Origin of the sequence: uncultured Aquabacterium sp. (genome assembly GCF_913773725.1) — a bacterium.
Lineage (GTDB): Bacteria > Pseudomonadota > Gammaproteobacteria > Burkholderiales > Burkholderiaceae_C > Aquabacterium.
Genome location: NZ_CAJYGK010000058.1, coordinates 57,239 through 66,119 on the forward strand (window position 1 = coordinate 57,239; position 8,881 = coordinate 66,119).

18 protein-coding genes are annotated in these 8,881 nt (G+C 58.6%); all 18 read left to right on the top strand.

Annotated features, from left to right (window positions below; translation table 11 throughout):
- Nucleotides 1–106 precede the first annotated feature (106 nt).
- Nucleotides 107–463 (top strand): hypothetical protein, encoded by a 357-nt coding sequence (locus tag QZ709_RS07255; RefSeq protein WP_294636597.1) that lies wholly within the window; start codon nt 107–109, stop codon nt 461–463.
- 18 nt (nt 464–481) lie between these two features.
- Nucleotides 482–868, top strand: coding sequence for a hypothetical protein (locus QZ709_RS07260; protein WP_294636598.1), 387 nt, complete (start codon nt 482–484; stop codon nt 866–868).
- A gap of 12 nt (nt 869–880) precedes the next feature.
- A complete protein-coding gene (locus QZ709_RS07265; RefSeq protein WP_294636599.1) occupies nt 881–1,075 on the top strand; it encodes a hypothetical protein in 195 nt (64 codons plus the stop codon).
- A gap of 181 nt (nt 1,076–1,256) precedes the next feature.
- Nucleotides 1,257–1,508 carry a helix-turn-helix domain-containing protein gene (locus tag QZ709_RS07270; RefSeq protein WP_294636600.1) on the top strand — a complete coding sequence of 84 codons (252 nt, stop codon included), beginning with the start codon at nt 1,257–1,259 and terminating at the stop codon, nt 1,506–1,508.
- The gene (locus QZ709_RS07275; RefSeq protein ID WP_294636601.1) at nt 1,501–1,686 is read left to right on the top strand and encodes a hypothetical protein; all 186 of its coding nucleotides are present in this window, start codon (nt 1,501–1,503) and stop codon (nt 1,684–1,686) included. Before QZ709_RS07270 ends, QZ709_RS07275 begins: the two co-directional genes overlap by 8 nt.
- Complete coding sequence (locus tag QZ709_RS07280) at nt 1,683–1,874, top strand: hypothetical protein (protein ID WP_294636602.1); 192 nt, start codon at nt 1,683–1,685, stop codon at nt 1,872–1,874. The genes QZ709_RS07275 and QZ709_RS07280 overlap by 4 nt, the downstream gene beginning before the upstream one ends.
- Nucleotides 1,875–1,883: 9 nt before the next feature.
- Nucleotides 1,884–2,696: an SPFH domain-containing protein gene (locus tag QZ709_RS07285; RefSeq protein ID WP_294636603.1), complete on the top strand. Its 813-nt coding sequence runs from the start codon at nt 1,884–1,886 to the stop codon at nt 2,694–2,696.
- 143 nt (nt 2,697–2,839) lie between these two features.
- Nucleotides 2,840–3,661 (top strand): hypothetical protein, encoded by an 822-nt coding sequence (locus QZ709_RS07290; RefSeq protein WP_294636605.1) that lies wholly within the window; start codon nt 2,840–2,842, stop codon nt 3,659–3,661.
- Nucleotides 3,645–4,439, top strand: coding sequence for an ATP-binding protein (locus QZ709_RS07295; RefSeq protein WP_294636606.1), 795 nt, complete (start codon nt 3,645–3,647; stop codon nt 4,437–4,439). The genes QZ709_RS07290 and QZ709_RS07295 overlap by 17 nt, the downstream gene beginning before the upstream one ends.
- Complete coding sequence (locus tag QZ709_RS07300; RefSeq protein WP_294636607.1) at nt 4,436–5,128, top strand: MarR family transcriptional regulator; 693 nt, start codon at nt 4,436–4,438, stop codon at nt 5,126–5,128. Before QZ709_RS07295 ends, QZ709_RS07300 begins: the two co-directional genes overlap by 4 nt.
- Nucleotides 5,125–5,562 (top strand): recombination protein NinB, encoded by a 438-nt coding sequence (locus tag QZ709_RS07305; protein WP_294636608.1) that lies wholly within the window; start codon nt 5,125–5,127, stop codon nt 5,560–5,562. The genes QZ709_RS07300 and QZ709_RS07305 overlap by 4 nt, the downstream gene beginning before the upstream one ends.
- The gene (locus QZ709_RS07310) at nt 5,559–5,825 is read left to right on the top strand and encodes a hypothetical protein (RefSeq protein WP_294636609.1); all 267 of its coding nucleotides are present in this window, start codon (nt 5,559–5,561) and stop codon (nt 5,823–5,825) included. Before QZ709_RS07305 ends, QZ709_RS07310 begins: the two co-directional genes overlap by 4 nt.
- The gene (locus tag QZ709_RS07315) at nt 5,822–6,391 is read left to right on the top strand and encodes a recombination protein NinG (protein WP_294636610.1); all 570 of its coding nucleotides are present in this window, start codon (nt 5,822–5,824) and stop codon (nt 6,389–6,391) included. Before QZ709_RS07310 ends, QZ709_RS07315 begins: the two co-directional genes overlap by 4 nt.
- Nucleotides 6,388–6,780, top strand: coding sequence for a hypothetical protein (locus tag QZ709_RS07320; protein ID WP_294636611.1), 393 nt, complete (start codon nt 6,388–6,390; stop codon nt 6,778–6,780). Before QZ709_RS07315 ends, QZ709_RS07320 begins: the two co-directional genes overlap by 4 nt.
- 104 nt (nt 6,781–6,884) lie before the next feature.
- Nucleotides 6,885–7,145, top strand: a complete 261-nt coding sequence (locus QZ709_RS07325) for a hypothetical protein (RefSeq protein WP_294636612.1) — start codon at nt 6,885–6,887, stop codon at nt 7,143–7,145.
- Nucleotides 7,146–7,374: 229 nt separating this feature from the next.
- Complete coding sequence (locus tag QZ709_RS07330) at nt 7,375–7,647, top strand: hypothetical protein (RefSeq protein WP_294636613.1); 273 nt, start codon at nt 7,375–7,377, stop codon at nt 7,645–7,647.
- Nucleotides 7,644–7,835, top strand: coding sequence for a hypothetical protein (locus QZ709_RS07335; RefSeq protein ID WP_294636614.1), 192 nt, complete (start codon nt 7,644–7,646; stop codon nt 7,833–7,835). Before QZ709_RS07330 ends, QZ709_RS07335 begins: the two co-directional genes overlap by 4 nt.
- Nucleotides 7,836–8,453: 618 nt before the next feature.
- Entirely contained in the window at nt 8,454–8,765 is a 312-nt protein-coding gene (locus tag QZ709_RS07340; RefSeq protein WP_294636615.1) for an HNH endonuclease signature motif containing protein, read from the top strand.
- The last annotated feature ends 116 nt before the right edge of the window (nt 8,766–8,881 follow it).

Sequence of the window (8,881 nt, forward strand, 5' to 3'; positions counted from 1 at the left end):
TCTGTCGCTCCTTCATTGCGATGTCGATGGAAAAAATTTTTGAGCACTGAGTACGTGTTCGGGTACGTGTTCAGCGATTGATTCTTTTGGATACCGGAGCAACACCGTGCAATACGAACTGCCTTTGCTGTGCGTCCTCAACGGCGCGAAGCCCGTCCCCTCGGAGGTCGTGGAGTCGTGGCAGTCATTGCATGACGCGATCAATTGGAGCTTCGCCAAGCGAGGCGATGAGGTCGTCAAGACCGTTGATTGGATGGCCCGCCATCTGGGCATGAAGCGTCAGCACGTCTCGCGCATGCTGAACAAGCGCGACCTCAAGTTGGACTCCATCCAAGGCCATATCTGGGACTGCCTCACCGGCTGGAAGGCATACGAGCAGTTCACGAAGCTTGAGAAGCGCCGCATTGCAGAGCGGGCTACCGAGCAACTCACCAAAGCAATCCAGGCCCGCATGGCCGCTTAACCGAGAAGGAGCATAGAGATGAGCTACGAGGATGCATTTGCTGCAGTACCTGGCGTCACCGTTGAATGGGCGCACTATTGCGGCTCCTATCAAGGACGCTTGGTCGCCAAGCTGACCATTGAAGGCGTAGACGGCCCGAGATACGTCCTTGACTACTACGGTTCGTGTAGTGGGTGCGATGCCTACGAGGCTGAGATGCCATGGAACCCGACGCCTGAGCATTTGGCGAACTTTGGGCGCCCATACGTTGAGGCTGCGCTGACGCTGGATGAGGCAATCAACGAGTTGCTCCCTAAGCCTGGCGATTGGTATGACTCGGATGAGCGAGAGGCACTTGACCACATCCTGAATGACTACCCGGAGCGTCGTGCGCTGCTTGCTGCCACACCGGCCGGTACTGCTTGAGTGAGGCCCGCCATGCAACCATACAAGCACGCGGCAGTCATCAAGGCATGGGCGGATGGGGCTCAGATCGAACGCCGGACAGGTGACCTTTGGGTGCCGATGCCGAGCATCCAGAGCACTCTGTACAACTGCGAATACCGTATCAAGCCCACCACCACCGACGAGCAAACCGACGACGCAACCGGAATCGTGGAGGTGAGCGAATGAAAAACGTCTATGTCGTTGTTCGGCAGATGTGCTCGCCGGTAGCCATCACGCACCCGTGGCCGATCAAATCGTTTGCTTCCCTTAAGGAGGCAAGGGGCGAGGCAGACAGATTGAACAAAGGTCCTGGGCGATACGCATATGGCGTTGCTCGCGTTCCGTTTTCTTCGAAGGAGAGGCAGCAATGAACACCCACACCCAATGCCTGCGCCTTCTCAAGGCACTCCGTCGCAAGCGCGGCATCACCAACTTTGAGGCGTTCGCAGAGCTGCACATCACGTCGCTGCATCGCCGTCTGAGCGACCTGCGCGAGATGGGTGTAGTCATCCAGGCCAAGGAAACCGAAGCCAAGCACAAGCGCTACTTCGCAACCCACGTCCCGGCTGATCTGCTTGATGCGATCAGCGGCAAGAAGCGCGAGGTGTGCCATGCATGACCCCTTCAGCCCCACCTACACCCCGGTCATCTCCGTCCGCGACCTCAAGCCAGGCAAGAACGGAGGCCCAAAGCCCAACCCCTACGACTCGAACAACGCACGAGTCCGGATGAATGGCCGCTACCTGCCAAAGCAGCAACAGCCGTTCAAGAACATCACGAAGCCGAGTCAGATGTGAAGCACGCCCTTTTACTCATCGTCATAGCCATCGTGGGCTATTGCGCATTCCAGTTTGCCGACAGGAGTGAGCGCCGCAAGGCTAGGCAACTGATAACACGTCATGGGCTGCGGCTGCTATCGCTGCTGCTGATCGTTTTCCTGCTGCTGGCAATCGCCGTGCAGCTACCTGCAACCAGCCTCATTTAAGGAGCGAGGATGAAGCGCATCACAACAATCATCACCATCTCTGCCGCAGCGGCGCTTTCCGCTTGCAGTCAGATCGACACCGGGAACGTTGGCGTTGAGGCGACTCTTGGTCAAGTCAAAAACGACGTGATGCATCCCGGCGTGTACTTCACGATGTTCAAGCGCGTCACTGAGGTGTGCGCGAAGGAACTGCCGCTTTCCATCAACGACTTGAAGCCACAGACAAGCGACAAGATCACGCTGTCAGACATGGACGTTGATTTGTACGTCCAGATCGATGCCAGCAAGGCCCCGTCAATCATGACCAAGTGGCCGGGCGATCTGACCGAAGCCGTGGAAGATGGATGTGCCCGGGTCGGCATGAACTTCGTTACTCGGCAGGCTCGCGAGGCCATCTACGCAAGTGCTGCGAAGTTCGGGTCGGCAACGATCCACACGGAGCGCAGCGCAATTGCCTCGGATGTTGTCAAGGCGCTTCAATCGGACTTGGATGCTTCTGCTGGCAAGGGCTTGTTCTTCGTGCGCTCCGCCAATGTGCGCAATCTGGTAACAGACCCGGCGCTGGAAGCCAACATCAAAGCTGCCGCTCAGGCTCAGTTCAAGTTGCAGGAAGAGAAGAACCGTCTTGAGGTTGCGAAGGTAGAGGCCGACCGGAAGCGCGCGGAAGCGCAGGGCGAGGCTGATGCGATCCGTATCAAGGCTGAAGCGGTTGCCAAACAGGGCGGCGCTGAGTACGTGCAGCTAAAGGCCATTGAGAAGTGGGACGGAAAGCTGCCGACTACCCAAGCTGGCGGAGTGACGCCGTTCTTGAACGTCAAGTAAGCCAAAAGAAAAACCCAGCGTCGTCGGCGTTGCAGCGCCTCGGCTGGGTTCTCTAACACTCGGAGTGAAGTCTACATGAACTGCTCAACTTTTGAACAACCCCTAGACGGGCGTCCGTCGAATCGGACATGGAGGGGGTAGAGATGATCGTTGACCCCGACTTTCTCGACCACTGGCGCACGCGCATGGTTGTCGATGCACTTGGCGGCGATGAGCTTGCCCCGTTGTACGTCATTCGGCTGTGGGCGCACTGTCAGAACCGAAAGAGCGATTCGTTTGCAATGCCGCCAGCAGGGCTCAAGGCACTTTGCAAGTACCAGGGTGATGCGGACGCACTTGAGTCTGCGCTGATCGCCGCCGACTACATCGTGCGCGAAGGCGACCAACTGACAGTCGTTGGTTGGTCAGAGAAGAACGCTTCCCTCATCGCTGCATGGGAGAACGGCAATCGCGGAGGGCGCCCTAAAAAACCCATGGGTAACCCACAGGTAACCCATGGGCTACCCAGCGGTAACCCAGCGGTAACCCATGGCGAACCCATGGAGAACCCAACGCTAACCCAGGCGAAACCGATAAGAGAAGAGAAGAGAAGAGAAGAGTCTTCTTCACTACGTTCAGAAGACAAAGGCGCTGGCGCGCTGTCTGTCGCTGACTTGGTTGCTGAGGGTGTTGACCTGCAAGACGCAACCGACTGGCTCAGGGCTCGCAAGGACAAGGGGGCCAAGACGCTGACGCTCACGGTGTGGCAATCCGTCAAGTCAGAGGCATCAAAAGCCGGGATGACTCCCGCTCAGGCGGTGAGCCTGTCCGCAAAAGAGCAATGGAGGGGCTTCAAGGCCTCATGGTTGAGCGATCAGGGCCGTGGCAATACCCAGGCAAGGGTGCAGCCCAAAAACGCAAAGCACGGCGGTTTTGAAGAGAAGGACTACACAGCGGGGGTGATGGAAGATGGAACCATTGTCTAAAGCCATCGAGGCAGGCAAGCAGACGCGCCAGGTCGAATGCGAGCAGCACGGCATGTTCACTTCGGTGAACATCTTCCGCACGGTGTGGAGTCGTTGTCCGACTTGCGAGGACTTGCGGCACAAAGCCGAGCAGGAGGCGGTAGAGCGTGGCCGGGTATTGGCCGAGCGTGAGCGCCTTCAGCAAAAGCTCGGGCGTGCGGCGATCCCGAAGCGGTTCATTGGCCGCGGGTTCGACAACTTCACTGTCCACAACGAAGGCCAAGCGAAGGCGCTGGAGATTGCGCAAGCCTATGCCGAAGGTTTCGACGCCCACATGAAGACCGGGCGCGGCCTGGTTCTGTCGGGCAAGCCGGGGACTGGGAAGAGCCATCTTGCCGCCGCCATCCTTCAGTCGGTCCTCGCTCGTCATGCGGTGCTATACGTGACATGCATGGATGTGATCCGCATGGTGCGCGAGACATGGCGCAAGGACTCGCCGGAATCGGAGCGCGATGTGCTTCAGCGACTTGGGCGCATGTCTCTGTTGGTCATTGACGAGGTAGGCGTCCAGTACGGCACCGAAGGCGAGCAAACGATTCTGTTTGACGTTCTCGACCTGCGGTATCGGGAGGTTCTGCCAACCATCCTCATGACGAACCAAGACCTGACCGGCATGAAGCAGTTTCTCGGTGAGCGCACTTGGGACCGTATCCGGGAAACCTGCCGATGGGTTCCGTTCGAATGGGAAAGCTATCGGCCGCAGGCACGCAAGGAAGCGATTGAGGGGAAGCAAGCATGAGCAATGTCGTCATCAACAGCCTTGGCTATGCGACTGGCCTTGCGCTGCATTACTTCTCGGATCATCCAATGACCGTTGGTGAGTTGTCACAGAAGATGGGGATCTCTCACTCTGGTGCATCAAAGCATCGGAGGCTGCTCAGCGAGCGAGGGCTGATCCATGTCGTTGATCGCCGCAAGCCTGATGGTCTCGGCGCTCCGTCAAACGTGTACGCGGCTAAGGCAAAGCATCCGAAGCCATCCGATGACCGTTGTGGATTCAATGGAATCGACAAGACGCGCTTTGCTGAGATGAAATACCTACTGACTGGCCATCCGATGACCGTTGCGGAAATAGCGGATGAACTCGGACTTGAGCAGACAGCCGTTCGCACACGTCTACGCTATTGGATGAAGGGCGAATCAAAGCATTTTCGCATCAGCAGGTGGGCGTTGCAGGAGTCTGGCCGACAGGTCTACGTGCCGTACTACGTGTACGGTTCAGGGCCTGATGCAAAGAAGCCGCCGAAGCTCGGGAGCAAGGCAGCAACTCAGCGATACCGAGAGAAGAAGCGTGTGATCGTAAACAGCATCCAGCTTGCTGCGCGACACCGTGGTGATGCGGCAGTTGTCATCTCGCCGTTCTCTCAGTTGCTTATGGCGACTGGTGCGAGGGGAAAGGTTGTTCTAGAAGAAGCGGAGGCCGCATGAAAGTCACCCTACACAACGCGCAGCAGGCTCCCATCTGTTTGCAGCAGACCTACCGGGATCACCTCAAGCCGATCCTGATGGCTGGTTACAGCGTCGAGGTGTCGTTTGAGCATGACCTGCGCACGCTTGAGCAGAACAAGCAGCAATGGCCGTATCTGCAAGCGTTCGCCGACCAGATCCCGTGGGATGTGAATGGCCGACTGGTCATCGTGAGCGAAGAGGACTGGAAGGACATCCTCACCAGCGCCTATCGCAACGAGGTGCCGCGTGTGGCCGCTGGGTTCAACGGTTCGCCTCCGGTGATGCTGGGCCAGCGAACCAGTCGCTTCACGCGCCGACAGTGGCCGGAGTGGATGGAGTTCCTGCGGTTTGCTGCCGCCGAACGTGGCGTGAAAGTCCCTCTGCCCAAGAGCATTGAAGGAGCCTACGCATGACCCCCTGCCCAGCCTGCGAAACAGCAGCAGTGAACCCAATCACCGGCATGTACTACGCCGGGTGCAGCGGTTGCGAGATGAGGGCAGCACGTCAGTCGCCCAGCTATCACGCCCACATGAACAACCTCAAGCGCACGCCAGGCAGCGCCGACCGAAGGGCCTACGTCGAGGCAGTGGAGCGCAAGGAAGGCGAGTTGATCGCCTCCGTCATCCGAAAGGACTACGCCGCATGGTGGGAAGAACGAAAGGCGGTGAAGGCGTGAAGGAGCCAAAGCAGAAGAAATGCAAGTCCAAGGGCTGCGGCGTGCTGTTCGCCCCAACGCGACCGATGCAAACCGTCTGCTCCGTGATGTGCGCCGTCCTCGACGCTCGGATCAAGCGCGAGCAAGCCGAGACGAAGAAGCGCCAGGAGCAGCGACGCAAGGACAGAGAGACGCGGGACAAGCTAAAGACGCGAGCCGACTGGCTGAAGGAGGCGCAAGCCGCGTTCAATGCCTACATTCGCGCCCGTGATGCCGACCAGCCATGCATCTCATGCGGTCGTCATCACACCGGCCAATGGCACGCAGGGCACTACCTCAGCCGTGGAGCGCGCCCTGAGCTTGCCATGCACCCTGACAACTGCCACAAGCAATGCGCCCCCTGCAATACGCACCTGAGCGGCAACCTAGTCCTGTACCGGGTCAACCTCATCAACAAGATCGGCCTGGATCGCGTCGAGTGGCTGGAAGGACCTCATGAGCCGCTGAAGCTGACTGTGCCCGACATCAAGGCAATCCGCGACAAGTACCGCGCACTCGCAAAGCAACTGGAGAAAGAGACAGCATGATCGACGAAGCGCAAAAACAGATGGACGCCATCCTCGACCGCTACCTCGTTCTCATGCACGAGTACAGCAGCGCATACCACGTCGGCAGGGGCTACCCGAGCCGAGCCCCGGGGACTGAGGGCTATCGCGCCTCCAAGCAGTACGACTACGACAACGGCGCAATGGACGACGAGGCCGACCACGTGACCGGCGCAGCGGTGGCCGCAATCGTGGACAACATGGAAGACCCTCACCGGACGCTGTTGAGGGTTGAGGCGCGCAACCTGAAGACCGGCGTCAAGGTCTGGACGAGCGCCAGGCTCCCACTCTGCCCCGTCGAGCGGTCAGTGATCCGGCAGGAGGCGAGGAACATGCTGTGGCTCAAGCTACGAGCTACTGAGTTGATCTAATCCGTGTTGTGTTTGTGCGCGAAACCTGTTGACACCGTGACCGGTCACGCGCACAATACACAAATGGACAGCGCGGTGCTGATCCAGCAACACGGGAGAGAGTCATGAGCCAAGCGAGCGTCAAGTGGGAGCAAGTCAGTCAGGGTCGTTGGATCGGAAAAACCGACAACCGCAGCATAACGCTGTACGCCGGGCAAAACGAAGATGGGTCGTTTTACTGGTCTGATGGGGCCAACAACGGGCACTGCGGCGAGCCCATCACAACATACAAAGACATCACCAATCCCGACGCATACATCGCCGCAGCGATCAACCGCTGCAAGGCTGATGCAGAGGCGTGGTTTGCAAAGTTCATGGCCGCGTAAGGCCAAAAAGACAAAGGCCCGGGAGTCAGGGCCTTTGTGGAGCCACACCGGGCCGAAACCCGATGGCGCCAAGCGCAAATGCACTACGTGCAAGAGCTTGTGCCTAACTAACGTTTCAATCCGGCGCACAAAGTGCGACAAGCCAAGCGCTAACGCAAACCGTACAAGAGCTTGGTTCTACTCAATATTTCAACCCAACGCGCCCAAAGGCGCGACAGGAGAAGTGTACATGACGCCCCACAAGCTCAAGAAAGCATTTTCGCTGGCCCGGATGGACGATGCGCCAAGTGTGCGAGAGCACATCGAGCAAACGATGCGATCGCATGCTGCTGCACTTGCAGGGCTCACGTCACGCCAGCTTGCCGCAGTCATCCAGATCCACCACGCAGCATACAAGCAGGGTCGAGCAAGCTGTGATGCTGAGTTGACCGGAGATGGTGCCGTGTGGGTTGGCGGCAATGTCCAGCGATTGATCGACCTTAACCGCCTGCCTGCGCCATGACCACCACCACTGCCGCACAGGTAGCACCAAAAGACAAGACCGCAGCAGAGCGCAAGCGCAGGGAGCGCGAGGACAAACGCTGTGCTGGGTTGAAGCGTCTGGAACTATGGCTTCCGCCAGAGCAGCACGACGCTGTAAGAAAGTTTGCTCAGTCGCTAGATACAAAAAGTTCCTACGATGCGGAGTGATGATGTGAGTAAAACACTGGTTATCAATCAAGTAGGAGGGTGCGGCGATACCCTGGAGGCGGCAATCCGGTGCGGCGAGTTGTACATAGAGTGCGATGAGCCATGGTCTGGCGACACGGTGAGCGGAATCGGTAGAACCGCGTCCGTAACGCTGACGAAAGACCAAGCGCGCGAGTTGGCTGCGTTCTTGCTGGATTGGGCGAACGAAATTGCTTGACACTGTACGCAAACCCATGTAGATTTCCACAGGTGGGCGCAGCCGTGCCCAGATGTTTCGCCTAGTGCGGCTTGAGTCTCGTAGCAATACGAGCCGCCCGAGTTGATCGCCGGGTGCAAGTAGTTCAGAAGCCTCGATGCCTAACGGTGTCGGGGCTTTTTCGTTTTCGCTCGGTGCGAAGTCCTTTCGTTCGGGTTGCCCTATCTGTTCAATCGGGCGCGCACTGAGCACCTTTCTGCCGGGCCTATCCCGTCGCGCCTCCAGTCGCTCCTTCTCCAATGGGATCAGCGCCCGGCACCTACATCGCGAGCTGACTGAGCGTCATCAGCAGCAGGCCCCGACGCTATGGGAAGCGCCTCACCTGCTACTCCGGGTGACGGGCTGCGGCGGGCGGGGATCGTATGGCAAAGATCAAGACTCTCAAGCCACGCATCGGTGTCATCAACACCAGCAGGGCAGCAGTCATCAGCACCGACCCTCAACGCATAAGGGGGCGCAAGTGGCAGGCCAGGAGAGAGGCTTGGTTGATGCTTAACCCGTTGTGCCGTCACTGCAAAGAGCATGGCCGCACGACGATGGGGCAAGAGGTCGACCACATCGTGCCGCTCTGGATGGGCGGCACAGACAACGAGAGCAACTATCAGACGCTCTGCATCCCGTGTCACAAGCTCAAGACGGCGGCAGAGGCTGCCAGGCGAGCGGACGGAGGCTGACCGGGGGCGGGGTAAATCTATGGTGCAGACCGGCAGGTAACCGCCCAGTTTCCCATTTGGACAAAAAATCACCCATTCAAACGGAATCAAATGGCAGGCGTAAAAGGTCGAAGCGG

Bases quoted from the DNA above. Each gene is read 5' to 3' on its own strand.
- QZ709_RS07320 (WP_294636611.1), top strand. From the start codon at position 6,388: ATGATCGACGAAGCGCAAAAACAGATGGACGCCATCCTCGACCGCTAC.
- QZ709_RS07330 (WP_294636613.1), top strand. From the start codon at position 7,375: ATGACGCCCCACAAGCTCAAGAAAGCATTTTCGCTGGCCCGGATGGAC.
- QZ709_RS07275 (WP_294636601.1), top strand. From the start codon at position 1,501: ATGCATGACCCCTTCAGCCCCACCTACACCCCGGTCATCTCCGTCCGC.
- QZ709_RS07305 (WP_294636608.1), top strand. From the start codon at position 5,125: ATGAAAGTCACCCTACACAACGCGCAGCAGGCTCCCATCTGTTTGCAG.
- QZ709_RS07260 (WP_294636598.1), top strand. From the start codon at position 482: ATGAGCTACGAGGATGCATTTGCTGCAGTACCTGGCGTCACCGTTGAA.
- QZ709_RS07295 (WP_294636606.1), top strand. From the start codon at position 3,645: ATGGAACCATTGTCTAAAGCCATCGAGGCAGGCAAGCAGACGCGCCAG.
- QZ709_RS07335 (WP_294636614.1), top strand. From the start codon at position 7,644: ATGACCACCACCACTGCCGCACAGGTAGCACCAAAAGACAAGACCGCA.
- QZ709_RS07310 (WP_294636609.1), top strand. From the start codon at position 5,559: ATGACCCCCTGCCCAGCCTGCGAAACAGCAGCAGTGAACCCAATCACC.
- QZ709_RS07270 (WP_294636600.1), top strand. From the start codon at position 1,257: ATGAACACCCACACCCAATGCCTGCGCCTTCTCAAGGCACTCCGTCGC.
- QZ709_RS07290 (WP_294636605.1), top strand. From the start codon at position 2,840: ATGATCGTTGACCCCGACTTTCTCGACCACTGGCGCACGCGCATGGTT.
- QZ709_RS07300 (WP_294636607.1), top strand. From the start codon at position 4,436: ATGAGCAATGTCGTCATCAACAGCCTTGGCTATGCGACTGGCCTTGCG.
- QZ709_RS07265 (WP_294636599.1), top strand. From the start codon at position 881: ATGCAACCATACAAGCACGCGGCAGTCATCAAGGCATGGGCGGATGGG.
- QZ709_RS07285 (WP_294636603.1), top strand. From the start codon at position 1,884: ATGAAGCGCATCACAACAATCATCACCATCTCTGCCGCAGCGGCGCTT.
- QZ709_RS07325 (WP_294636612.1), top strand. From the start codon at position 6,885: ATGAGCCAAGCGAGCGTCAAGTGGGAGCAAGTCAGTCAGGGTCGTTGG.
- QZ709_RS07340 (WP_294636615.1), top strand. From the start codon at position 8,454: ATGGCAAAGATCAAGACTCTCAAGCCACGCATCGGTGTCATCAACACC.